This window comes from Pedobacter alluvionis (assembly GCF_003664035.1).
Lineage (GTDB): Bacteria > Bacteroidota > Bacteroidia > Sphingobacteriales > Sphingobacteriaceae > Pedobacter > Pedobacter alluvionis.
Map to the genome: position 1 here is coordinate 167,798 of NZ_RCCK01000013.1, position 25,318 is coordinate 193,115.

Below are 25,318 nucleotides of genomic sequence, written 5' to 3' on the forward strand. Positions count from 1 at the left end.
TAATTTATAGCGCTAATTACTTCTGAAACACCCTCACATAATCAACCTTCATTGTTGCCGGGAAAACAGCATCGTCTATTCCTTCTTTTCCGCCCCAGCCACCACCAACAGCTACATTTAAGATTAAGTGGAAGTTTTGATCGAACGGCCAGTCGCCAGATCCTTTTTTGGTATTGTTAAAAGTGAAGTATTTTTGATCGTCAACAAAGAAATCAATCCGATCTGCAAACCATTCCATAGCATAAACATGGTACTCAGTATAAGGATTATTAATTTTTAAAGCCTTGCCAAGCTGCGTTTTAATTACATGGTTAAATTTTCCGGTGTGCACCGTTCCATGAATAGTGTCCGGATCATAACCTACATGTTCCATAATATCAATTTCGCCATTTTTTGGCCAGCTTCCATATTTCGAATCGGTTGGTAAAGCCCATATTGCAGGCCACAAGCCCCTGCCTTTAGGCAATATGGCACGAACTTCTACCCTTCCGTATTTAAAATCAAATTTATTTTTCGTTACCAATCTGGCTGAGGTATAATGATTACTTTCTTTTTCTGCTTTTACGGCAGTAATATTCAAACTGCCTTTTTTTACAATTGCATTCGTGCTATCGGCATCAGTATAATATTGAAGTTCGTTATTGCCCCAACCCTTTCCACCTACATCGTAACTCCAGTTTTTTGCCAAAGGCAACCCCGCATCGTCAAATTCATCTGCCCATTTTAGCTTCCATCCCTCTGCAACAGGTGTTTTTTTTATTTCTTCAAAAAGCAGTTCAGGTTCGTTAGTGGTAATATAATCAACTTTGTGTGCTAAAAGCCACTGCATCTCGGGTACTGCATTTACCGTCCAGGCGTTTACGGTTAAACCCAGTTTTTGTGCATTTTCGATCCAGTTATCCTTTTGGTAAACGCTATAATGATAATCAACACCTGTTAACTTATCGGCTTTCATCTGCTCAGCACTAATTTCTCCCCTCAAATAAGCCACTTTTGCTCTTGGTAATAATGCTAAAACACGCTTGCAGTAATCGTAATCAAAACTGATGTATTCAACCCAATCGGTAACTTTTAACTTCTGCACCATTTCTACGGATTTATTGGTGACATCGGTACCGCGCTCTTTACTAACAAGCGATGGTTTGATCTCTAAGATTAGTTTTGTGCTTTTCTGCTTTTTGCCTTCAAGCAAATAAGCTTCAAGCGTTGGGATTTTTTCGCCATTGCTCATGGTTTTGGCCAATAGTTCATTATAACTAACTTTTTCAATCGTTAAACCCTGAAATTCCGGATCGTGGTTTATGACCAAAACACCGTCCGCCGTCATCCATACATCGAATTCTGAGCCATAACAACCCAGTTTTACGGCTTCGTTTAAAGAAGCGATGGAATTTTGAGGAAAATTATTTTTCTTCCAGGCACCACGGTGTGCAATTACCTGGTTTTTATTCCAGTTAAATTTTTGAGCAAAAGAAGCAGTAAAAAAAAAAAACATCAGTGCAGAAATAAGTACTCGTTTCATGTTTTGGTATGATTATACAAAAAATCAAAAGTAGATTTTTATCAGAACACTAGTTTAAAATCTATGTAACCTTTGTATTAATAAAAACAAGATAAAATTTAAAATTAATATTTTCAACCACAGATGCACATAGATAAACACAGTGTGTGCATCTGGCCATTGGCTTCATACTTTGTTAAATAAACCCGATTGAAGCGGAAACCAAAAGCTTTTTCTGCTTTTGTTGCAGCAAAAAGCGGGACTTAAAACAGCTATGAAACACTTCCCGCTGTTTTCCAAAGAATAAAAAATAACATCTTCATCATCGGAAAACAGATAAACTATTTGAAATAAACGCGTTACCTTACTATGGTTTCTTTCAATTGATTAGAACAATTTTTACATTTACGGTGACATGGTGAGCAATAACTACAGCGATTTATTACGGAAGATAGATGAGTTTATCCGCAAATTTTATTTAAATAAGATTTTGCGTGGCAGTATTTATGCCACTGCCATACTTTTAGGGCTGTACCTTGTTGTTTTTTTAAGCCTTTATTACCTCAACCCAACAGCTGGATTTAAAACCTTTGTATTTTTTGCTTATTTACTGATTAGCGTATTGTTAGTTGGTTTCTTAATCATAAAACCTTTGCTTGCCATGTTAAAACTAGGCAAGCACCTCACTTTTGATGAAGCATCGGTTATCATCGGAAATCACTTTTCCGATATTAAGGATAAATTACTCAATACCCTGCAACTTCATTATTTATCTGAAAATCATCCTGAAAATAACCACCTCATTCTAGCGAGTATCGATCAAAAGATCCTTGAGCTTAAACCTGTTCCGTTTTACAGCGCTGTTAGCATTAACGATAACCGGAAGTATTTAAAGTATCTTTTTGTTCCCCTTTCTATTATTCTGTCAATTGCCATTATCGCACCTACCATTTTACGCGAGGGTACAAACAGTTTTTTTAAGTACGATGAATACATTGCACCTAAAGCACCTTTCAGTTTCACGGTTTTGAATAAGAATTTAACCGTTACCCAAGGTGATGATTTAACACTAAATGTCAAATTGACTGGTGATGAACTTCCTGCCGAAATTTACGTTGAAGACGGAAAAAACACCTATAAACTCGAAAAAAAGAACATCAGTAAGTTTAATTACAACATCAAAAATATACAGAGCGATAAAAAATTGATTTTTAAAGGAGGTGGCTTTAGCTCAGCTGCATTTACCGTTTCGGTTAAACCGCGCCCTGAACTACTAAATGCAACTGCAACTTTAAATTATCCTGCTTACCTGGGCAAAAAACAGGAGTTGATTGCCAATGTTGGCGATATGCTTCTACCCGAAGGCACTAAAGTTACCTGGAATTTTAAAACTGATCAGAGTAATTCGCTTTTATTTATTTTAAATGGCACCGAAAATCTGCTCAAAGTTGAAGATAATACTTCTTCCTTCCATACCACCATCAGGAACAATTCGAAATACAGCATTACCCCTAAAAATGAATATGTTACACTAAGAGATTCCTTAGCACATCAGATTACCGTAATTAAAGATCAATCTCCAGGCATTTCTGTAATGGAAAAACCCGATTCGGTCAGCAATAAAGCTTTGTATTTCAGCGGACAAGTGACTGATGATTATGGTTTTAGCCGTTTGACGTTTAAATACAATATCAAAGAAAATAACCGGATTGTAAGCACAGTTACCAAAAATATTGCGATTAAAAGCAATGCAACAGAAAATACTTTCTTCTATTTCTGGGATTTAAAAACTGCCACCGCCAAACCCGGCCAGGAGATTGAGTATTACTTTGAAGTAGCCGACAATGATGGCGTAAATGGCACAAAGGTAACCCGGTCAGAAATTAAAACCTTTAAACAGCCTACCAAAAAAGAAACTGCAGAACAGGTAAATGCCAGCAACCAGGCCCTAAAAAAGAAAGTGCAGTCAGCCATACGTTTGGCCAATACCATAGAAAAAGAGAGTAAAAAAGTAGCTGAAAGCCTGATTGATAAAAAACAGATCTCTTTTGAAGATAAAAAGCAGATTGAGGCTCTTCTGGATAAACAAAAACAACTTGATCAAACGGTTAAGGAAATTAAAGAACAGAATGACAAAAACATTCAGCAGCAGGAAGACCAAAAACAAACAGAAGAACTTTTAGAAAAACAAAAACAGATCAAAGACCTCTTTGATAATGTACTGGATGAAAAAACCAAAGAACTTTTGCAAAAGCTGCAGAACCTGATGAATGAGAAAAATAAAGACCAAACACAGCAGGAGCTTTCTAAAATGCAATTGGACAATAAAACCCTAAAAAATGAACTTGACAGGATTTTAGAACTTTATAAACAGTTGGAATTTGAACAAAATCTCCAAACGGACATCGATCGACTAAATGAACTTGCCAAAGAACAAAAAGAGCTTGCAGAACAAACAAAAGATAAAAAACAGGACAATGAATCGTTAAAGCAAAAACAGGATGCGCTGAACAAAGAGATGAAAGACCTGAAAGACGATCTTAAAAAACTGGAAGAAAAAAATCAGTCATTAGAAAGACCAAACCCCTTCGAAAACCCTGAAAAAGATGTTCATGATATACAAAAAGATCAGCAGGATAGTAAGGATGCTCTAGATAAAAAAGATTCTAAAAATGCAAGCCAGAAACAGCAAAAAGCTGGTGAGCAGATGGAAAAACTATCCAAAAAAATGAGTGATATGCAGCAGCAGGGTGAAGAAATGGAAAATAACCTGAACGCTAAAGAGTTACGACGCCTATTGGAAAACTTATTAACCACATCTTTTGATCAGGAAAAAGTAATGCTTGCTCTAAAGAAAATGACCACGGCAGATCCTTCCTATACCAGCAACGTTCAGAAACAGCGTAGCATTAAAGATAACCTTAAAACTATCGCTGATAGCTTATACAGCCTAAGCAAACGTGTTCCGCAGATAGAATCAACAGTTAACGAGGAGATGAATAAGATTAACTTCAACCTGGATAAAAGTTTGGAAAATTTGGGTGATAGAAGAACATCTGAGGCTAATCGTTTCCAGCAATTTACCATGACTTCTATCAATAATCTAACTTTGATGTTGAGCGAAGCATTAAGTCAACTGCAAAATATGCAGAAAAACGGTAAAGGCGGCAGCGGAAAGAAACAAAAACAAGGAATGAAGCAGCTTTCTCAAATGCAGGAACAACTGAATAAGAGCATGCAAAAAGCCAGGGAACAGATGCAAAAACAAGGTGGCAATCAAGGTACAGTTGGTAAAGGACAAATGAGCCAGGAGTTTGGTAAAATGGCGCAGCAACAGCAGATGATCCGCCAGGCACTCGAAAAGATCAACCGTGAAGAGAACAAAGATGGCACAGGTAAAATGGGCAACCTAAACGAAGCGATTAAAGAAATGAAACAGACGGAAAGCGATCTGGTTAACAAACGTTTGCAGCAAGAAACCTTAAACAGGCAAAAAGACTTATTAACCAAATTACTAGAAGCAGAAAAAGCTGAACGTGATCAGGAAGAAGATTCAAAAAGAGAAAGTAAAGCCGCTAAGGAGTTCCCTCCATCCTATCAAAAAATGGTCGATCAGTTTAAAAAACAGCAACAAAATGGTAATGATATACTGCAAAAACTACCACCAAGTTTAAATTACTACTATAAAAACAAGATCGCTGAATATTTGAAGTCGTTGAATATGGAACGGTAATATGATGTGGTAAATCGTCATTGCGAGAAGGCTTTTCAGCCGACGAAGCAATCTTACAACTATCGCTAATGGCGTGTGCATTAAGATTGCTTCGTGCCTCGCAATGACGGACCTTTTTATTAAATCTGTATTGGTAACGGACGATGCGTGGTTGAGATAACGACAACTACTAGAATATTTCTTAAATTTGCAGTCATAAAACCAAAAAACAATGCCTGCAATATCATTTTTTACTGAATCAGTTAGCTATAATCTTCCTCAGAAACTGAAAGTAAAGAAGTGGATTAAAGCTACAATTGAAAAAGAAGGCTTTAAATTGCAGGAACTAAATTTCATTTTTTGTAGCGATGAATATCTTTTAGCCATCAACCAACAATATTTAAACCACGATACCTATACCGATATTATTACTTTCGATAATTCTGAAGAGGAAAAACAGATTGTAAGCGATATTTTCATCAGTATTGAACGTGTTAAAGAAAATGCCAAAACCTTCAAAACAGTGGAATTTGATGAAGTTTGCCGCATTATGATCCATGGAACCCTGCATTTACTGGGTTACAAAGACAAAGGAAAAGCTGCCAAAACCCTGATGACCGAAAAAGAAGATGAATATCTTGGTTATAGAGCGGTAGTTGGATTAGTTTAGCCTACCCTTTTCTTTCCCATGATGTCATTCTGAGGGATAATTTATTTTATAAAAATCAATATAAATGACGGTATTAATCTACGCGTAAAAATCCCTCTATTTACCTTCATTTCGAGCGGAGTGCAACGAAGTCGAGATGACGACTTTTCTATTGGTGTCCTGTCAATGGTAGCGCAGTGAAGAACCCTGAGGCTCTGCGAAGCAAATCTTTTAATTATCGCACCAATTTCATTCTCTAGCTTCTTATTTGAGTTTGCATTCCGTCGTCTGCAGATTCTTCATTGCATTCAGAATGACATAGAATCGCTACAATTTGCTAGTCCAAGTAAATAATACCTATTCCCCGTTATATTTTAATGGCGTTCGTCTAACAGTTAAGGGCGTTCGTCGACAATTAATCTGTACTGGTATAATACACCTGAATTCCCTGCAACATTTTCCGTTAACCAAAGTCTTATATTCAAAAACAACAATTACGTTATGCTGGGATTTATATCCTGGACATTTATCAAGATAAAGTTTAGTTTTAGTTAATGATTGAGACAGCGGCGGAGCGATTCCAGCCGCTGTTTTCTTTTATAGAAACTATTCACTCGTAACAATGAACTACTGAATAGCTAAATTAATGCATCAATATTATGCCATTTTTAACTGGTATTAGCAGTCCTTTAAATTTAGAATATGCCGTTGCAACTAATTTATCCTTACATTTGCACTAATTTTCCTTTATAAATCCGAAATACAAAAAAATTGAGCACACTAATTGCGGCAGAAGGCTTAGGGCATGGTTATCATGACGAATGGCTATTTAAAAATTTAACCTTAGGTATTAACTCTGGTCAGCGCGTGGCGTTGGTTGGAATTAATGGCGCAGGCAAGAGTACACTTTTGAAATTGCTGGCAGAAAGGTTCCCTCCGCTCGAAGGTAAAATTGTAAAAAACAAAGCTGTTAAAATTGGTTTCCTTGATCAGGAGCCACAGTTTACTGAAGGTTTCTCCATCAGTGACCATATATTTTCTTTAGAGAATAAACAACAACAGTTGATTAAGGAATATGAAGAATTAATCGAAAATCCTAATCCAGACGAAAAAACGCTTAACCGTTTATATGAAGAGTTAAGTGAACATAATGCCTGGGAATATGAGCACGAGATTAAAACCATTTTAAACAGGATGGGCATTACTCATCTTCAACAGAAAATATCTACCCTATCTGGTGGACAAAAGAAACGTTTAGCTCTGGCTAAACTTTTAATTGAAGATCCGGAAATTCTTGTGCTTGATGAGCCAACTAACCACTTGGATATTGATACCATTGAATGGCTGGAGAAATTATTAACTACCGGGCAAAAAACGATTTTACTCGTTACGCACGACAGGTACTTTTTGGATAATGTTTGCAATACCATTGTTGAGTTAGATAGAGGTAAGATTTATAACTATAACGGAAATTACGCTTACTTCTTAGAAAAGAAAAGCGAAAGAGAAGCTTTAGACGCGACGGTTTTACATAAGAACCAACAGCTATTAAAGAAAGAATTGGAATGGATGAGGCGCATGCCACAGGCACGTGGAACCAAATCTAACGCCAGAATCAATGCTTTTTATGATTTAGAGGAAAAATCAAAGAAAAAGTCTGATAATCAGAGTATTAACCTCCAAATGAAGATGTCTCGTCAAGGCGGGAAGATCATAGAGGTCGAACACATTGCAAAATCTTTTGATGGACGTCCAATTATAAATGATTTCAGTTATACTTTCAAAAAAGGAGATAGAATTGGTTTAGCAGGAAAAAATGGTACTGGTAAATCCACTTTGCTAAATATCATTACGAGTCAATTAAAGCCAGATGCTGGTAAAGTTGATACTGGGGATACAACTGTTTTTGGTTATTACAAACAAGGTGGTTTAACTTTCGATCCAAAGGAAAGGGTAATTGATATTGTAAAATCGGACGCCGAATACATTAAGATGGCTGACGGTTCAGTAATTACGGCCTCTGCCCTATTAACTCTATTTCTCTTCCCGCCGAAGAAACAACATGGTATGGTTGAGAAATTAAGTGGTGGTGAAAAGAAACGTTTGAACCTGATGAAAGTGCTCATGCAAAATCCGAACTTTTTAATTCTGGATGAACCAACGAACGATCTTGACATAGACACCCTGAACGTTCTTGAAGAATTTTTAGAAAACTTTCCAGGCATATTAATGCTGGTTTCACACGACAGGTACTTGCTCGACAAAATGAGTGATCAACTATTTATCATGGAGGGCGAAGGTGTTGTTAAAATTTATAATGGTAATTATTCAGAGTACCGTTTAAGTTTAGAACAGCCAAAAGCAAAAACAGAAACTAAAAAAGCACCCGCCCCTGCAGCGGAACAAGCACCCGTTAAAGCTGCAAAAAAACTAAGTTTCAAGGAGCAAAAAGAATTAGAAGAGAGCGAAAAAGGCATAGCAGAAACAGAAAAAAAAATAGCATTACTTAATGAAAGTTTAGTTAAAATCGATGCGACCGACTATGTAAAAATCCAGGAAGTTTCCAGCGAAATTAAAACCCTTCAAGGTAAACTTGACGAGTACACCATGCGTTGGCTCGAACTTTCAGAATAAATAATAAAGCAATTCAAACTTAATTTCCACGTTATGTTTCACGTGGAACGTTAATAAAAATTGTAAGTTTATTTGAGTGCAAAATAATACTGGTAGGTCTTTAATTAAGTTCAGACTGACAATGATTAAAAATTATTAAAAGTAAAAGAAGCCCTATGCATGATACTGATCCTATTTCAGCATCTTATAAAAGTTAAAACCAATTGTTCCACGTGGAACAATTAAAGAAATATATTAAAAATGTTTGCAAAATACGATTTGATTGTCGTTGGTGCTGGTCACGCAGGCTGCGAAGCTGCTGCTGCTGCTGCCAATTTAGGATCATCTGTTTTATTAATTACAATGAATATGGGCACCATTGCCCAAATGAGTTGTAACCCTGCTATGGGTGGTGTAGCTAAAGGACAGATTGTTCGCGAGGTGGATGCAATGGGTGGTTACTCAGGTGTCATCTCTGATAAATCGACCATTCAATTTAGAATGCTAAACAAATCTAAGGGTCCTGCTATGTGGAGTCCTAGAGCACAAATTGACAGAATGCGCTTTGCAGAAGAATGGCGTTTAGCATTGGAGCGAACACCTAATCTTGATATATGGCAAGACAGTGTTGTTGGTTTGTTGGTAAGAGAAAATACAGTATATGGTGTTAAGACTTCTTTAGGTATCGAGATAGAAAGTAAAGCAGTAGTACTTACCAATGGAACATTTTTGAATGGTGTAATGCACATCGGAGAAAAGAAATTTGGGGGAGGTAGAACAGCTGAAAGAGCATCAACCGGTATTACCGAACAACTGGTAGAACTAGGTATGGAAGCAGGCAGAATGAAAACTGGTACTCCCCCACGCGTAGATGGAAGAAGTTTGGATTACACTAAAATGGAAGAACAATGGGGTGATGAAAATCCAGGTAAATTCTCCTACACGGATACCGAAGTTTCAACAGATCAACGTTGTTGCTGGATCACTTATACCAATGGAGATGTTCATGAAACTTTAAAAGAAGGTTTCGAAAAATCACCAATGTTCACTGGAAGAATTAAAGGTTTAGGTCCGAGATATTGTCCATCTATTGAAGATAAAATTAATCGTTTTGCTGAGCGCGACAGACATCAGATTTTCGTTGAACCTGAAGGATGGAATACCTGTGAAATTTATGTAAATGGATTTTCAACATCACTTCCGGAAGATGTACAATTTAAAGCACTAAGATTAATACCAGGTTTTGAGCAGGCAAAAATGTTCAGACCCGGTTATGCCATTGAATACGATTTCTTCCCACCTACCCAATTGTCTTTAACATTAGAAACAAAATTGATCAGCAATTTATTTTTAGCCGGACAAATAAATGGAACTACTGGTTATGAAGAGGCGGCTTGCCAAGGTTTCATGGCTGGTATAAATGCACATCAAAAAATCACTGATAAACATGAACTGATCATGAAAAGATCTGACAGTTATATCGGTGTTTTAATTGATGACCTGGTAACGAAAGGAACAGAAGAACCTTATCGCATGTTTACCTCAAGAGCAGAACACCGCTTATTATTGAGGCAAGATAATGCCGATATACGCCTGTCTCCTATCGGACATGAACTGGGTTTAATTTCTGACGAGCGTTTAGAAAAGGTAAACCAGAAAATTGCAAATGCTGATGCTTTGGTCAAGTTTACCAAAAACCAGGGTATAGAAATGAGCGATGCCAATCCAATGCTTGAAAGTTTAGGATCAAGTGTTTTAAATCAAAATGTTAAAATACACAGCCTGGTTGGTAGACCTCATGTTGGTTTGCCCGATCTGATCAAGGTAAGCAAAGCGCTTGCAGAAGCGACAAAAGATTTAGACAATGAGACTATTGAACAAGCCGAAATCAAAATTAAGTATGAAAGCTATTTTGAAAAAGAAAATGAAATTGTAGCGAAGATGCTGAAGATGGAAGACAAAGAAATTAAACCAGATTTCGACTATAATAAAATTGTTTCCATTTCAAAAGAGGCCAGAGAAAAATTATTTAAGATCAAACCACGTACTTTGGGTCAGGCTTCGCGAATTTCTGGCGTTTCACCTTCAGATATATCAGTTTTAATGGTTTATATTAATAAGTAATTGATTATCAATGTTTTAAATAAATTAAAACAGACTTAAAATAAAGCGCTATAAGCTTAAAAAAATATTTTTTAATGTTACGGTTCCAAAAAGTATAAAAATTCGTCAGAACGTTTAAAATATGCCAAATTTAAAAGCTCAATATTTTAACCTTAAAAATTTAGCGGTTGTAACAACCTTGCTCCTATTTTTTGGTTGTGCAAGTATCCAAACACCACAAGGTGGCCCGAAAGATACAAAGCCACCAAAAGTTTTAAGCATGACTCCAAAAAATCAGACGAGGAATTTTAATGCTAAAAAAATTGTGATCGAGTTTGATGAATATTTTAATCTTAAAGATGAGTTTAAAGAATTTTCTATTTCTCCTGATCAGGAAAAACTTCCGGAATTAAAAAAGCGACAAAAAAGATTAGAAATTAACCTTAAGGATTCGTTGGAAAAAAATACGACCTACACCTTAAACTTTGGAAAATCTGTCGCCGATGTTAACGAAGGAAATGTTGTTAAAAATCTGTCTTACGTTTTTTCAACCGGCCCAGAAATTGATTCGTTATCATTAAGTGGTAAGGTAATCAATTCGCTAACTGATGAACCCGAAAAAGAAGCTACCGTATTTATACTACCCATCGAACGCGATACCATTTTCGGAAAAAGACGTCCTTCTATTTACACCACTACAGATAGTGCCGGAATTTATAAACTGAACAACCTAAGAAAGGGCACATATAAAGTGTATGCCATTAAAGAAAGCAGTGGTGGTGGTGATAAAATATACCAGCAGATTTCAGATGAAGTTGGATTTATAAAAGAGCCGGTTATAATTGATAAAAACATTGAGAACATAGATCTGCAGATCTTTAAAGAATTGGCACCAGAATTCCGTGTATTAGACCGGAAACTAAATAATGACGGTAGCATATCGATTATCTTTAATCAGCAGCTTAAAAGCCCTAAAATTACGGTTACCGATCCTCCTGCGGTTGACGTGGGCAAATACGTACACTTCACAAAAAATAATGATACGGCAAAAATATGGTTAAAAGACATGAGTTTTGATTCAGTAAAGGTTGCTATTCAGGATCAAGGCAAGATTTTGCAGACGTTAAATTTTACCAGGGGTAAAAAAGATACTTATACACGCGATGTAACCATAGCAGATAACCTGTTGGGAAGTAAATTAAATCCGTTTCAGCAATTAACGCTTACTTTTCCATTTCCGATGACAGCTGCTGATCCATCCAAGATTACCCTTTTAGAGGATTCTGTAAAAAGAACCAATTTCGAATTGGTAAAAGATAGTGTAGATCAACAGAAATATTACCTGAAATATCCCTGGAAAACTAAAAGAACTTACGACTTAAAACTAGGCGCAGGTGCGTTTACGGCTATATTTAATGCAAAAAATAAAGATTTATCCAAAAAATTTACGCTGGAGAGTTCAGACGCCTACACTACCCTGGTATTAAATGTAACTGTTCCGGATACGTCGAAAAGCTATGTAATTCAATTTCTAAATGAAAAAAAAGATATTATAAAATCTTTTCCGGTCAGTAAAAATACTAAAGTTACTTTTTCTAAATATCCTGCAGGTAAGTATATGCTCAGGGTAATTTACGATCACAATAAAAACGGAATCTGGGATACAGGAAGTGTTAAAGGCGGTTACCAACCCGAAAAAGTTTGGTACTTAAAAGCATTAATGGATTTAAAACCCAATTGGGAACGGGAAGATCCGTTGGTGATACCAGCACCTCCAATTAAGTAAAAAAACCGTCATCTCGACTGAAGCGCAGCGAAATGGAAATATCTACCCATACAGATTTCTCGACTACGTTGCACTCCGCTCTAAATGACGTTTATTACTTGGTAAACCAGCCCGAATACATAACATAGTTATCAGGAAGTTTATTCAACAAAGCCCTTTGCTCATCAGTAATGGGCTTTATTTTTTTTGCAGGCGTACCAGCATATAAATAGCCTGTTTCGCATATGGTATTTTCCAGTACTACAGATCCAGCAGCAATAATACAATACTCTTCTATCATTGCATGGTCCATTACAATAGCGCCCATGCCGATCAACACATTATCCTGAACAGTACAACCATGTACGATTGCATTATGACCGACAGACACTCTATTACCGATGTGTGTAGACGCTTTTAAGTAGGTGGCATGGATTACTGCACCATCTTGTATATTAGATTCATTTCCTATCGTAATCGCATTTACATCGCCTCTAATCACAGCATTAAACCATACTGAACATTTATCACCTATTATTACATCACCAACTATGGTAGCATTCTCTGCAATGAAATTGTCATTTCCAATTTCGGGATATTTATCTTTTACGGGTAGTATTAAAGGCATAATATAATGTAAGATGGTTGATGAAAAATGGACGACGTATTAAAGTCCCCTTAAGGGGATTTACAGGTGTACTAAAAAATAGTATCTACCAATTCCTTAGCATGTTCAGGGTAATCAGTAGTATAATGTAGTCCCCTACTCTCTTTTCTTTGCATGGCAGATTTAATCACCAGATAAGCAGTTTGAATTACATTTCTTAATTCGCAAAGTTTAACCGAAACCTTATTCTTTTTATAAAATTCTTCCGTTTCCTGGTAAATTAAAAACAAACGGCGATGTGCCCTTTCTAAACGGAAATCAGAACGTACAATACCAACATAATCTCCCATAACTTTTTGCAGCTCCCTGAGGTTATGTGTTACCAATACATCTTCATTACTTTGGGTAACCCCTTTAGAGTCCCATTCCGGAATATGATCAGGAATCACATTATTTTTAAAGTTCTCTATAGCATCCTGATAAATGCGGTGTGCAAAAACGGTAGCTTCAAGTAAAGAATTGGAAGCCAATCGGTTAGCACCATGCAAACCAGTTGAAGAACACTCTCCACAGGCATACAAATTTTTAATTGAAGAGCGACCATATTCATCAACCAGGATACCACCACACATATAATGAGATGCAGGAGTAACCGGTATATAATCTTTTGTCATGTCAATCCCTATAGATAAACATTTAGCATATATATTAGGAAAGTGTTTCAGAATATCTTCCTTCTTACGCATCGTAATATCCAGATAAACAAAATCATCGCCTGATTTCTTCATTTCATTGTCTACCGCACGTGCAACAATATCGCGTGGTGCTAAAGATTTACGCTCATCATACTCATGCATAAATTCCTCGCCATTCTTACGTCTTAAAACGCCACCAAAACCCCTCACCGCTTCTGATATTAGGAACGATGGATACTCTCCAGGATGATACAAAGCAGTTGGATGGAACTGAATAAACTCCATATTCCTAACTTTTCCTTTTGCCCGGTAAACCATTGCCATACCATCTCCTGTTGCAATAACCGGATTTGTTGTGGCCGAATACACATGTCCGGCACCACCCGAAGCCATCACAGTCACATTTGCCACAATCTTTTCCACATCGTTAAGCTCTGTGTTAAAGGCATATATACCATAACAGTTAATATCTTCGGTACGTTTATCCACAAACTCACCCAGGTGATGCTGGGTAATTAACTCCAGCGCAAAGTAATGTGTTAATATCTCTATGTTGTTATTCTCATGTATTTCACTTAGCAATACCCGCTCAATCTCATATCCGGTGATATCTTTATAGTGCAAAACACGGTGTTCGGAGTGACCACCTTCTTTAGCTAAATCGTAAAAACCAGCATTGTCTTTATCGAAATTAATACCGTAGTCAATAATCTCCTGAATACGCTGAGGCCCCTCTTTTACAACGATTTCCACAATTTTTTCATCGCATAATCCGTCACCCGCAATCAGTGTATCTTCGATATGTTTTTCAAAAGAATCACCTTTATCCACCACTACTGCAACCCCACCCTGAGCGTATTTTGTATTCGATTCGTCTTCATTCGACTTCGTAACAATTAAAACCTTACCGAACTTTGCAGCTTTAAGTGCAAAACTCAAACCCGCTATACCTGAACCAATTACCAGAAAATCTACTTTTCTCATTAATAAAAACATTTAATTATCCACGATGTTAACAACTAGTTAATAAATGTTAACTCTGTGTCTAAATTATCCTAACAAATAAATTTGAATGTTTAAAGCTACTCTAAAAACACAATTTGCCACAATCTTTTGCGCAATTTTTAAGCAGCTTTATACAAGTAATTAACTTTTTCACCACTTATAAACAATTAACATTCCGGTATTGATAAAAATTGAACCGATTTTCGATAACCCTGAAAATCAAACTTATGATATTATAAAAATGTAATCTAAATGTTAGTAAACGATTAACAACTTATATAAAAGAAAGAATTTTATCAACTTGCCAACATTATTAACACACTAATAAACAAACAAGATTTATTTATTTAAAATAACTTATTAATTATTGAGACGTGGAAAGCTTTATCTTTGACCAACGTCAAAATTCAAAAAAGGAAAATTTTAAAATGAACATAGATGTCTTAGAAGAAATCAACAAAAAAGGTTTCGCAGAAGAAGAAATTGATCCTACACTTGATCTTTTTGCAGAGATTGAGAAATTAAAAAAGGAAAAGAATGCCATCATCCTTGCACATTATTACCAAGAACCTGACATACAGGATATTGCGGACTATATTGGCGATAGTTTAGGCTTATCTCAGGAGGCTGCAAAAACAGATGCAGATGTAATTGTTTTTGCTGGTGTGCATTTTATGGCCGAAACGGCGAAGATTTTATCGCCTAATAAAACGGTTTTATTACCTGATGTAAAGGCAGGTTGCTCATTAGCAGATAGTTGTCCGCCGCATTTATTTAGAAAGTTTAAGGAAAAATATCCGGATCACCTGGTCATCACTTATGTAAACTGCACGGCCGAATTAAAAGCTTTAAGTGATATTGTTTGTACCAGTACGAATGCTGTTCAAATTGTAGAAAGTTTACCTAAAGACCAAAAAATAATATTCGGTCCTGACCGAAATTTAGGCGCTTATGTAGCAAAGAAAACCGGACGCGATTTGGTGTTGTGGAATGGTGCCTGCATGGTACATGAAATTTTCTCACAGGAAAAAATTACAAAACTGAAAGAACGCCATCCGAATGCTAAATTTATTGCGCACCCGGAATGTGAAGAAGTGGTTTTGAAAATGGCTGATTATATTGGTTCAACAACCGGACTTTTAAAATATACGATTACCAATCCCGCTACCGAATTTATTGTAGCTACTGAAAGTGGAATTATCCACCAGATGGAGAAGGCAAATCCAACAAAAACATTTATTCCGGCGCCGCCGAATAACAGCTGTGCCTGCAACGATTGTCCGTACATGAAAAGAAATACTTTAGAAAAACTATATTTATGTATTAAAAATGGTTTGCCAGAAGTAACTGTACCTGAGCATATTATTGAACTTGCCCGTAAACCGATTCAAAGGATGCTGGATATTTCGGCTGAATTGGGGTTGTAACAAGATAAATCGTCATTGCGAGGAGGAACGACGAAGCAATCTTAATGCGTTCGCTGGTAGCGATAGTTGTAAGATTGCTTCGTGCCTCGCAATGACGGAAATAAGTATATGGAAAAAAACAACATTCTTAAAAATTACTCAGGCTTATTATGGCTTTTGGCAGGAATAACTGTTGGAAGCATAGTAGGTTTAATTTTTGGGAAAAGGGTTGAAAGTATAAAGCCATTAGGAGATATATTTTTGAACCTGTTGTTCACTGCTGTTATTCCTTTGGTATTTTTTGCGGTTTCATCTGCCATTGCAAATATAGACAGGACTAAAAAACTGGGGAGATTATTAACCGTAATGGTTTTGGTTTTCCTGGCAACAATACTGATTTCTGCAATTTTAACATTGGCAGCTACATGGCTTTTTCCGATCCATCAACAATTGGGAAGTGCAACAATGCCGACAGAACCTGAAAAAATACAGTCATTTGGCGAGCAAATGACGCAACTTTTAACCGTAAGTGAATTTTTCGAGATCGGAAGCAGGAAAAATATGCTGGCACTGATTATTTTTTCAGTTTTGGTGGGATTTTCTACTTTATACGCGGATAAGGAAGGTGAAGGCTTTAAAAAATTCCTTGTTTCTGGTAATGAAGTGATGAAAAAACTCATTATTTTAATCATGAAACTCGGGCCGATAGGTCTAGGTTCCTATTTTGCCTATCAGGTTGGTGTATTTGGTCCACAGCTTTTTGGAACATACGCAAAAGCTTTAAGTTTGTATTATGGTGTTGGGGCATTCTATTTTATCGTTTTTTTTACTTTATACGCTTTTGTTGCAGGTGGATTTAAAGCTATAAAAGTGTTTTGGAAAAATAATATTGTACCTTCTTTAACTTCTATCGGTACCTGTAGCAGTATTGCCACTATTCCGGCTAATTTAGAAGGGACAACAAAAATGGGAGTGCCTGCTTACATCACCAATGTGACGATTCCTTTGGGATCAACTTTGCATAAAGATGGGTCGAGCATTAGTTCCATTATAAAAATTGCGGTGGTTTTTGCCATTTTCGGTAAAGATTTAGTACATGTGGATACCATTATTTTAGCCTTAGGTATTACGGTTTTGGTGAGTATAGTAGAAGGTGGAATACCAAATGGCGGCTATATTGGAGAATTATTGATGATTTCGGCCTACCAATTGCCACCGGAAGCTTTGCCACCAGCTATGATTATAGGAACTTTGGTTGATCCGATGGCTACTTTGTTGAATGCTACCGGCGATAATGTTGCAGCAATGTTAATTGCCAGGTTTACGGAAGGTAAAAATTGGATGGAAAATAAGGATTTGTCATCCTGACGCAGGAAGGATCTGCTAGCTATGAAACACCAGCTGGCGCAGATAAAGATTCTTCGCTATGCTCAGAATGACAATTGATTTTAAAAAATAAAAATATGGGGCTTCGCCTCTAACTATTGTATATGTTTGAAAATAAAGAGCGTACAGATATTAATGAATTAGGAGAATTTGGGTTAATTAAACACCTGACCACTAATTTCAAAATTAAAAATGATTATTCCGTAAAAGGTGTTGGAGATGATGCAGCCGTTTTAGATGCTAAAGGAAAACAGACTTTAATCTCGACCGATTTATTGTTGGAAGGAATCCATTTCGATTTGGCTTATGTGCCTTTAATGCACCTGGGATATAAAGCAGTGCAGGTAAACTTGAGTGATATTTATGCGATGAACGGAAAGGCAAGCCAGATTACGGTTTCACTGGGTTTGTCGAGCAAATTTCCGCTGGAAGCTGTTGAAGAGATTTACAAGGGAATTGAACTGGCTTGCAACAAATATAACATTGATTTAATCGGTGGCGATACTTCCTCAAGTAAACAAGGTTTGGTTATCAGTATTACCAGTATTGGTTATGCTGATGCAGATAAAGTAGTGTACAGAAATGGCGCTCAGGAACATGATTTATTGTGTGTTTCGGGTGATTTGGGTGGTGCTTATTTAGGGCTGCAAATTTTAGAAAGAGAGAAATTAATTTATCTGGAAAATCCACAGATCCAACCAGATTTAGAAGGTAAAGATTATATCATCGAAAGACAATTGAAACCAGAAGCCAGGATGGATATTGTTGCGCTTTTAGATGAAATGAATATCAAACCAACCTCTATGATCGATGTTTCTGATGGTTTAGCTTCTGAAATTTTGCATTTGGCAGAACAATCTGATAAAGGAATGACCATTTATGAAGAGAAAATTCCTTTAGATCCAATGACTTATGAAACTGCCCGTGAGTTAGGTTTAGATCCAACGGTTTGTGCATTAAGTGGTGGCGAAGATTATGAGTTGTTGTTTACTATCAGTCAGGAAGATTATAAAAAACTGAAACATGATGTAGATATCACCGTAATTGGACATGTTACCGATAAAAACTCGGGCTGCAAAATGGTTTCTAAATCAGAAAAAGTGCATGAGCTAAAAGCCCAGGGCTGGAATGCTTTTAATAAATAGATTTTTGTAAAAAACGATACGTCGTCATCTCGACTGTAGCGTAGCGAAATGGAGAGATCTGCTGATATAGATTTCTCGACTCGTTGCACTCGCTCGAAATGACGACATTGTTCTTTTAAATCCTTTTTTTGGTATAGATTACAGAAATCCGTCGGCTTCGCCTTATAATTATGAAAATTATAAATCTTGCGTTTCGTTAATATCCAAATACTTCGTATCAATCTGTTTAGTAGCTTTTGCACCCAATTTCTTAATCTTTTCTGAAGTATTAGTTAGATTACCTGAACCGACTGATAGTTTATTAATGGCTTTATCATAAGCATCCTGCCCGTTTTTGATGTATTTGCCAATGTTTTCCATGTCGGCAACAAAACCCACAAATTTATCGTACATGCTGCCACTCAAACGGGCAATTTCCATTACGTTGCGGTTCTGGCGTTCCTGTTTCCACATACTGGCAATGGTGCGTAAAGTAGCCAAAAGCGTTGATGGACTCACAATTACTACCCTTCTGTCCCATGCAAAGTTGAAAAGTTCTGCATCTTTTTGAACCGCGATACTGAAAGAAGATTCGATTGGAACAAACAGCAAAACAAAATCCGGAGAATTGATTTTATATAAATCCTGATAGTTTTTAGCAGATAATTCCTGGATGTGATTCTTAATTGAGGCCAGGTGCTGTTTTACATAGCCTTCACGCTCTTCATCGGTGTCTGCTGATACAGAACGCTCATAAGCCACCAAGCTCACCTTAGCGTCAACAACAAGGTGTTTATCATCCGGGAGGTCGATCACCACATCGGGCTGGTAGCGGCTACCTTCTGCGGAGGTATGGGAAGCCTGGATACGGTATTCCTGATCCCTAACTAAACCAGATCGCTCCAGCACCTTTTCCAAAATGATCTCGCCCCAGTTTCCCTGTTTTTTACTGTCGCCTTTTAAAGCTTTGGTTAAATTATTGGCATCTTCCTGGATGAGTTTGCTTTGAGTCTGCAGTTCAGAAATGACACCTTTCAAAATATTCCTTTCGTCAGATTCGGCTTTGTAAACCTTTTCTACTTTATCTTCAAAAGCTTTTATATTTTCTTTTAAAGGATTGAGGATAATATCCAGGTTGGTGCGGTTCTGTTCAATAAATTTGGTGGATTTTTCTTCCAGAATTTTATTGGCAATCAATTCGAAATCTTTATTCAGTTTTTGTTGCGACTGCTCATAACTTAATTTTTGTTCCACTAACTTTTCTTTTTCAGCCAGGTAGAATGATCTGGTGCTTTCCAGCTCACGGTTGGCGTCGGCAAGCCGATCCCGTTCAGCCTGTAATTCATCAATTAAGCGTTGCTGTTCTTCTTTAAGCAAGGCAGTAATGTGATCTTTTTCAGTAGATAAATTAGAAACACGTTCATCAGCTTTCGCTAAACTAATTTTTAAAGCTTCATTTTCACTTTTTATCCGCTCAAAATCTTCTATCGATACAACAGATAGTGCTGCTTGGGGTTTCTTTAGCAATAAAATGACCAGGACAATTAAAATAACAATTAGTAAAGCAATGCCGATAATCTCCATAATGATAAAAATTTTAGCAAAAATGGAGATTTAAAATAGATATACCAAAAAAAATTAGTCAAAATGAATCATAAAAAACGGTAAAATTTTTCTATAATTGGCTATTAGTATTTTATAAATGAACGCTTTAACTGTCCTTATTTCCTGCCCCGATCAAGTTGGTTTGGTTACCAATATTACCCGTGCGCTGGCCGCACATCAACTGAATATTATCGCCATGCGCGAGTTTGTTGATGAAGCAAATAAAGCATTTTTTACAAGGATTGCCTGTAAAGGAAATTTAGAAGATGCGGAAAAATTAAAGGAGAAACTTTTAGAAAATCTTCCTAATGCTGCAGAGGTAAATTTAATTACCAAACAGGAGAAACAGATTGCCGTTCTGGTAACGAAGGAGTACCACTGTTTGGCAGAAATACTGATTAAAAACCAGTTTAAAACTTTAGGTGCCAATGTTAAATGTGTCATTGGCAATTATGAAAGCCTGAGGGATTTTACCGAAAAACTAGGCATTCCTTATTTTTTTGTGGATCATAACAATAAGGATAAAAGTGAATTCGAGGCTGAAGTAAAAACTATTATCAATCGATTTGAGATAGATTATTTGGTGTTAGCTAAATTTATGCGGATTCTTTCAACTGATTTTGTAAAAGACTTTGCTGGTAAAATCATCAATATTCATCATTCCTTTTTACCAGCTTTTATAGGTGCCAATCCCTATCGCCAGGCTTTTGAGCGTGGGGTAAAAATTATCGGGGCTACTGCACATTTTGTTACCGATAACCTGGATGAAGGCCCGATTATTACCCAGCACACCAATCACGTTGACCATAATTTTGGCGTGAAAGAAATGGTAAGGGCAGGTAAAGAAATAGAGAAAAAAGTATTACTGGAGGCTTTGGAACTTATTTTCGAAGACCGCGTTTTTGTAAGTGGTAATAAAACGGTGGTGTTCAAGTAAGTGATAAGCGTTTGTCGGATTGTGAAGCCGCGAAGAGTCGTCATTGCGAGAAGGCTTTTTCAGCCGACGAAGCATTCTTACAAAGATCGCTACTTACAGTTAGCAAGGGGATTGCTTTGTGTGCTTCGTAATGAATACTTTTTTACTCGCTGAGTTAGTGGAGCCTGAAAAATTTGTTAGGCCGGATTTAATTAGAACGAAGATGTAGTGCTTTGGCCTAGCTTGGCAGAAATACAAATTCTACGAAGAAAAATTTTTCTCGTGTTAGATCTCTCCATTCCAATGCGTTCCAGTCGAGATGACGATGTTTTTTAGAAAGATCTTTAACAAAAAACCGAACTCTATGTTCTCTGTGCTTTTTCTCGGTGTTCTCCGTGGTAAAAAATAACTATAATTTTTTCAACAATAAATTCGCCACATCTTCTCCTGTTTGCGAGCCAATAGCAACACCCATGCCGTTACACCTGGTTGCGCAAAATACGTTTGGGCGGATTTCTGCTATGAAAGGTTCCAATACTCTACCAAAAGCCATGATGCCGCTCCAACGGTAATCTATTTCGAAAGTGGTTTTCGGTAAGATTACGGTTTTTAATAGTTTTTCCAAGGCCAGCTGTACGGGTTCGGTTTGTCCGAGTACAGTGGTTTCTTCTGCTTTAAAATCAATGTTGCGGCCGCCACCCAGTAAAATCCGTCCGTTTATATTTCTGAAATAATAATAACCTTTATCGTAATGGAAAGTACCTGCTATCTTTAAATCTTTAATGGGTTTGGTAATTAAAACCTGCCCACGACCCGGAGTAATATCAGCATCAGGTAATAACTCTTTAATAAATGCATTGGTGGTTAATATTAATCTCTTGCAAAAAAAGGTTCCGTTTTTGGTTATTAAATGAGAACCATCTGTTTCCTGAAGCAAACGATCTACCTTGCAGTTATTAAAAATAGAGATCCCGAGTTGTTGTGCATATTGGATTAAAGCAAACATCATTTTGCCGCTGTCTATCTGTGCCTCATATCGGTTTTCTATCAAAGTTTCAATTGATTCGAAACCAAAAGCTTTTATTTTATTATTGCTAATGCAAAAAGCATTGGCTCCAACAATATCATTGATAAGACGATTATAATGTTCAATTTTGGATACACATGTGTCGGCCAAAAAATGGTGTTTATGCTTAAATAATTCGTATCCGCCTAAACATTGGTAATCAATGGTTTTATCGCCCAATAAGTTACGCAGTTTGAGCAGACCTTTCCACCTTCTTTCTATCAGTGAGGTAAGCTGTTCCGGTCCGCAGGTTTCTTCTTGCTCTATGAGTTCAGAAATACTACCAAAGCATGCGAAACCCGCATTTTTTGTACTTGCACCAGCTGGTAAAAGGGCTCGTTCCAGTATCAAAATTTTTAAGGATGGTGCTGATTTTTTAAGGTGGATGGCAGCATTTAAACCCACAATTCCGCTACCAATAATAATGACATCATAATTTAAAAAAGATTCTTTTTCCCAGTATGAAAGATCAATTAACATAATATAAATGTACTGTTTTTTAACACTCAAATAATATGGGAACGCTTTTTGATATAGGCTAAACGAAAAACATACATAAGAAAATGGGAGTTTATTTAATATTAATCATCCCGGTATTATTGCTGAGCATGTTTGTACAATGGCGGTTTAGAAACAAGTTTTCCAAGTATGCCGAGATGCAATTAAGCTCTGGTTTATCGGGCAAGGAAGTAGCAGAAAGAATGCTACATGATAATGGGATATATGACGTGAAAGTGATGAGTACCGAAGGGCAATTAACAGATCATTACAATCCATCAGATAAAACCGTTAATTTAAGTACAGATGTATATTATAGCCGAAGCGTAGCGGCGGCGGCAGTAGCGGCTCACGAATGTGGGCATGCAGTGCAACAGGCGAAATCATATAACTGGTTACAGTTAAGAAGCAGCATGGTGCCGGTAGTAAGCATATCATCTAATCTTTTACAATGGGTATTATTAATTGGAGTATTGTTAATAGGTTTTACCGGAAACCCAATTGTTTTGGCCATTGGTGTAGTAGGTTTAGCATTGGTAACCATATTTAGTATCATTACCTTACCAGTCGAATTTGATGCCAGTAACCGTGCATTGACGTGGCTAAAAAATAACAATGGCGTGATGCAAACACAAGAGGAAAATGCGCAGGCTAAAGACGCGCTCTGGTGGGCAGCCATGACGTATGTAGTAGCAGCTGTTGGTGCATTAGCCAATTTATTATATTACGCATCGATGCTTTTTGGAAGAAGCAGGGATTAAAAAATATCCAATTATGAAAATACAACGCGGCTGGGATTTATATCCCGGCCGTTTTTGGTTATTAAGCTTTTCTCTTTATAATAAATGTTTTTTGGAAAGCAGGTTTTGTGGTTCTTAGGTAGCCTCCGGTCCCGCTCCCGCTTCTGCCGATAGAAAAATATCGGCATCCCGCTTCGATCGGGTTTAAGTGGCACGGTAAGTTGGTACTATTTTGGGTTGCAGGGTGCGGAGGAAGGATTTATACGTAATGCTGTTAAACCTTTGATTATTAGCAGAACCACTGCAATTTAAACCTGATTGCAATGTAAAGCCCGTAAGCGAGGAACGAGTGCGGACTTGAAATGAAAAGCAGGACTAACATTAAAATGAAATGCTGAAATTGCTTTTCTAAAAAATGAATACTGGTTTCGCCCTTTGATTACGCTCAGGGTGACAAAAATAAGGAAATATTAATTTAATTTATAAGGAGCCACCAGCTGAAATTCGGGAATATCGACATCGAATTGTGAACCGTCGATATCACGTTTCATCAAATATCTACCTTTCATGCTGCCCATATCGGTTTTTAAGTTACAACCAGAAACGTACACATGCGTTTCGCCAGGTTGAATGATAGGCTGCAAACCGACAACACCCTCACCTTCTACTTCCCTACGGCTGGAGTTCGAATCGAAAATTAACCATTGACGGCGCATTAACTGCACAGCATAATCAGAAAGGTTGGAAATTTCTACGCGATAAGCGAACATAAAATGCTCGTTGGCCGGATTTGAATATTCTGGCTGGTAAACTGTTTCTACTGAAACTTTAACCCCGTCTGTAATAGCTGTAACCATGATGATAACGAATGTAAGAAAAAACCTTTCAAAAATCAAGCCAGTACTTTAGTGGCATCGTAGTCGGCAAATTTCTCTGCCACTTCTTCTAAAATGCTGTAAATGTTATTGATATCGGGCTCTGCCACCAAACGCATACGGTAAGGTTTAAAATCTGGCAGACCTTTAAAATAGTTTGCATAATGGCGGCGCATTTCGAAAATTCCGGTTTTAGGTCCTTTCCATTCCAGTGATTTATCCAAATGGGTCCGACAAACGTCAATCCTTTCTTCAATAGTTGGTCCGGCAAGGTGTTCGCCGGTTTTGAAGAAGTGTTTTACCTCGCGGAAAATCCATGGGTAACCAATGGCTGCACGACCGATCATAATGCCGTCTACCTCATATTCCATACGCCAGTTGGCCGCTTTTTCTGGACTATCTACATCACCATTGCCAAAAATCGGGATTTTGATGCGTGGATTGCGTTTAATTTCGCGGATAAGCGCCCAATCTGCCTCGCCTTTATATAATTGAGCCCTTGTTCGGCCATGGATGGTAAGTGCCTTGATACCCACATCCTGAAGTCTTTCAGCCACTTCGTAAACATTTTTGGTATTGTCATCCCAGCCTAAGCGGGTTTTCACGGTAACAGGCAAATGCGAAGCTTTAACTACTGCATCAGTCATTTTTACCATTTTATCAATGTCTTGCAGCAAACTGGAGCCTGCGCCTTTGCAAACCACATTTTTTACCGGACAGCCATAATTAATATCCACAAGATCCGGACCTGCGGCAGAAGCAATTTCTGAGGCTTCGCGCATGTGATCGATATCTCCACCAAAAATCTGGATGCCGATCGGTCTTTCGTATTCGAAAATGTCAAGTTTTTGTCTGCTTTTTGCCGCGTCGCGAATTAAGCCTTCCGAAGAAATAAACTCGGTATACATCATGTCAGCCCCGTTTTTTTTGCATACGTAACGGAACGGCGGATCGCTTACATCCTCCATTGGAGCGAGCAATAAGGGGAACTCACCTAAATCTATATTTCCTATCTTAACAGACATTTTCTATCTTCAACGATTAATAAAACA

General features: G+C 37.3%; 17 protein-coding genes. 10 read left to right on the forward strand and 7 right to left on the reverse strand.

Going from position 1 to position 25,318, the window contains the following annotated elements; all coding sequences use genetic code 11:
* Positions 1 to 16: 16 nt before the first annotated feature.
* Positions 17 to 1,522, reverse strand: a complete 1,506-nt coding sequence (locus BCL90_RS17560; protein WP_121285330.1) for a glycerophosphodiester phosphodiesterase family protein — start codon at positions 1,520 to 1,522, stop codon at positions 17 to 19.
* Positions 1,523 to 1,916: 394 nt separating this feature from the next.
* Between BCL90_RS17560 and BCL90_RS17565 the strand changes: the two genes are divergently transcribed.
* From BCL90_RS17565 to BCL90_RS17585, 5 genes are all read left to right on the forward strand, one after another.
* On the forward strand, positions 1,917 to 5,234 hold the full coding sequence (locus BCL90_RS17565; RefSeq protein ID WP_121285332.1) for a DUF4175 family protein: 3,318 nt from the start codon (positions 1,917 to 1,919) through the stop codon (positions 5,232 to 5,234).
* 211 nt (positions 5,235 to 5,445) lie between these two features.
* Positions 5,446 to 5,883 carry an rRNA maturation RNase YbeY gene (ybeY, locus tag BCL90_RS17570; RefSeq protein ID WP_121285334.1) on the forward strand — a complete coding sequence of 146 codons (438 nt, stop codon included), beginning with the start codon at positions 5,446 to 5,448 and terminating at the stop codon, positions 5,881 to 5,883.
* Between the two features lie 750 nt (positions 5,884 to 6,633).
* Positions 6,634 to 8,496, forward strand: coding sequence for an ABC-F family ATP-binding cassette domain-containing protein (locus BCL90_RS17575; protein ID WP_121285336.1), 1,863 nt, complete (start codon positions 6,634 to 6,636; stop codon positions 8,494 to 8,496).
* Positions 8,497 to 8,736: 240 nt separating this feature from the next.
* On the forward strand, positions 8,737 to 10,599 hold the full coding sequence (mnmG, locus tag BCL90_RS17580) for a tRNA uridine-5-carboxymethylaminomethyl(34) synthesis enzyme MnmG (RefSeq protein ID WP_121285338.1): 1,863 nt from the start codon (positions 8,737 to 8,739) through the stop codon (positions 10,597 to 10,599).
* Between the two features lie 121 nt (positions 10,600 to 10,720).
* Positions 10,721 to 12,364 carry an Ig-like domain-containing protein gene (locus BCL90_RS17585; protein WP_121285340.1) on the forward strand — a complete coding sequence of 548 codons (1,644 nt, stop codon included), beginning with the start codon at positions 10,721 to 10,723 and terminating at the stop codon, positions 12,362 to 12,364.
* A 94-nt stretch (positions 12,365 to 12,458) separates the two neighbouring features.
* Here BCL90_RS17585 and BCL90_RS17590 read toward each other — a convergent pair whose 3' ends face one another.
* Together BCL90_RS17590 and nadB are read right to left on the reverse strand one after the other, a co-directional pair.
* On the reverse strand, positions 12,459 to 12,971 hold the full coding sequence (locus tag BCL90_RS17590; protein ID WP_121285342.1) for a gamma carbonic anhydrase family protein: 513 nt from the start codon (positions 12,969 to 12,971) through the stop codon (positions 12,459 to 12,461).
* 71 nt (positions 12,972 to 13,042) lie between these two features.
* The gene (gene nadB / locus BCL90_RS17595; RefSeq protein WP_121286180.1) at positions 13,043 to 14,629 is read right to left on the reverse strand and encodes an L-aspartate oxidase; all 1,587 of its coding nucleotides are present in this window, start codon (positions 14,627 to 14,629) and stop codon (positions 13,043 to 13,045) included.
* Positions 14,630 to 15,036: 407 nt separating this feature from the next.
* On the opposite strand from nadB, the gene nadA reads away from it, so the two are divergent.
* From nadA to thiL, 3 genes are all read left to right on the forward strand, one after another.
* Positions 15,037 to 16,077, forward strand: a complete 1,041-nt coding sequence (gene nadA, locus BCL90_RS17600; protein WP_394341713.1) for a quinolinate synthase NadA — start codon at positions 15,037 to 15,039, stop codon at positions 16,075 to 16,077.
* 108 nt (positions 16,078 to 16,185) lie between these two features.
* Positions 16,186 to 17,424: a dicarboxylate/amino acid:cation symporter gene (locus tag BCL90_RS17605; RefSeq protein ID WP_121285343.1), complete on the forward strand. Its 1,239-nt coding sequence runs from the start codon at positions 16,186 to 16,188 to the stop codon at positions 17,422 to 17,424.
* Positions 17,425 to 17,546: 122 nt separating this feature from the next.
* Complete coding sequence (gene thiL, locus BCL90_RS17610) at positions 17,547 to 18,587, forward strand: thiamine-phosphate kinase (protein ID WP_121285346.1); 1,041 nt, start codon at positions 17,547 to 17,549, stop codon at positions 18,585 to 18,587.
* A 177-nt stretch (positions 18,588 to 18,764) separates the two neighbouring features.
* Here thiL and rmuC read toward each other — a convergent pair whose 3' ends face one another.
* On the reverse strand, positions 18,765 to 20,150 hold the full coding sequence (rmuC, locus tag BCL90_RS17615; RefSeq protein WP_121285348.1) for a DNA recombination protein RmuC: 1,386 nt from the start codon (positions 20,148 to 20,150) through the stop codon (positions 18,765 to 18,767).
* 118 nt (positions 20,151 to 20,268) lie between these two features.
* On the opposite strand from rmuC, the gene purU reads away from it, so the two are divergent.
* On the forward strand, positions 20,269 to 21,108 hold the full coding sequence (purU, locus tag BCL90_RS17620) for a formyltetrahydrofolate deformylase (protein WP_121285350.1): 840 nt from the start codon (positions 20,269 to 20,271) through the stop codon (positions 21,106 to 21,108).
* A 388-nt stretch (positions 21,109 to 21,496) separates the two neighbouring features.
* Here the strand turns inward: purU and BCL90_RS17625 are convergent, their stop codons facing one another.
* Entirely contained in the window at positions 21,497 to 22,633 is a 1,137-nt protein-coding gene (locus BCL90_RS17625; protein ID WP_208529773.1) for an NAD(P)/FAD-dependent oxidoreductase, read from the reverse strand.
* Between the two features lie 83 nt (positions 22,634 to 22,716).
* Here BCL90_RS17625 and BCL90_RS17630 point away from each other — a divergent pair, with 83 nt between their 5' ends.
* Positions 22,717 to 23,412 carry a zinc metallopeptidase gene (locus BCL90_RS17630; protein WP_121285352.1) on the forward strand — a complete coding sequence of 232 codons (696 nt, stop codon included), beginning with the start codon at positions 22,717 to 22,719 and terminating at the stop codon, positions 23,410 to 23,412.
* A gap of 449 nt (positions 23,413 to 23,861) precedes the next feature.
* On the opposite strand, the gene apaG is transcribed toward BCL90_RS17630, so the two are convergent.
* Positions 23,862 to 24,248, reverse strand: coding sequence for a Co2+/Mg2+ efflux protein ApaG (gene apaG, locus BCL90_RS17635; RefSeq protein ID WP_121286186.1), 387 nt, complete (start codon positions 24,246 to 24,248; stop codon positions 23,862 to 23,864).
* Positions 24,249 to 24,283: 35 nt separating this feature from the next.
* Positions 24,284 to 25,291, reverse strand: coding sequence for a tRNA dihydrouridine synthase DusB (dusB, locus tag BCL90_RS17640; protein ID WP_121285354.1), 1,008 nt, complete (start codon positions 25,289 to 25,291; stop codon positions 24,284 to 24,286).
* Positions 25,292 to 25,318 lie beyond the last annotated feature (27 nt).

Excerpts from the sequence above, each read along its gene's own strand:
- BCL90_RS17560 (WP_121285330.1), bottom strand. The coding sequence starts at position 1,522 with ATGAAACGAGTACTTATTTCTGCACTGATGTTTTTTTTTTTTACTGCT.
- BCL90_RS17565 (WP_121285332.1), top strand. The coding sequence starts at position 1,917 with ATGGTGAGCAATAACTACAGCGATTTATTACGGAAGATAGATGAGTTT.
- ybeY (WP_121285334.1), top strand. The coding sequence starts at position 5,446 with ATGCCTGCAATATCATTTTTTACTGAATCAGTTAGCTATAATCTTCCT.
- mnmG (WP_121285338.1), top strand. The coding sequence starts at position 8,737 with ATGTTTGCAAAATACGATTTGATTGTCGTTGGTGCTGGTCACGCAGGC.
- BCL90_RS17585 (WP_121285340.1), top strand. The coding sequence starts at position 10,721 with ATGCCAAATTTAAAAGCTCAATATTTTAACCTTAAAAATTTAGCGGTT.
- BCL90_RS17590 (WP_121285342.1), bottom strand. The coding sequence starts at position 12,971 with ATGCCTTTAATACTACCCGTAAAAGATAAATATCCCGAAATTGGAAAT.
- nadB (WP_121286180.1), bottom strand. The coding sequence starts at position 14,629 with ATGAGAAAAGTAGATTTTCTGGTAATTGGTTCAGGTATAGCGGGTTTG.
- BCL90_RS17605 (WP_121285343.1), top strand. The coding sequence starts at position 16,186 with ATGGAAAAAAACAACATTCTTAAAAATTACTCAGGCTTATTATGGCTT.
- thiL (WP_121285346.1), top strand. The coding sequence starts at position 17,547 with ATGTTTGAAAATAAAGAGCGTACAGATATTAATGAATTAGGAGAATTT.
- rmuC (WP_121285348.1), bottom strand. The coding sequence starts at position 20,150 with ATGGAGATTATCGGCATTGCTTTACTAATTGTTATTTTAATTGTCCTG.
- purU (WP_121285350.1), top strand. The coding sequence starts at position 20,269 with ATGAACGCTTTAACTGTCCTTATTTCCTGCCCCGATCAAGTTGGTTTG.
- BCL90_RS17625 (WP_208529773.1), bottom strand. The coding sequence starts at position 22,633 with ATGTTAATTGATCTTTCATACTGGGAAAAAGAATCTTTTTTAAATTAT.
- BCL90_RS17630 (WP_121285352.1), top strand. The coding sequence starts at position 22,717 with ATGGGAGTTTATTTAATATTAATCATCCCGGTATTATTGCTGAGCATG.
- apaG (WP_121286186.1), bottom strand. The coding sequence starts at position 24,248 with ATGGTTACAGCTATTACAGACGGGGTTAAAGTTTCAGTAGAAACAGTT.
- dusB (WP_121285354.1), bottom strand. The coding sequence starts at position 25,291 with ATGTCTGTTAAGATAGGAAATATAGATTTAGGTGAGTTCCCCTTATTG.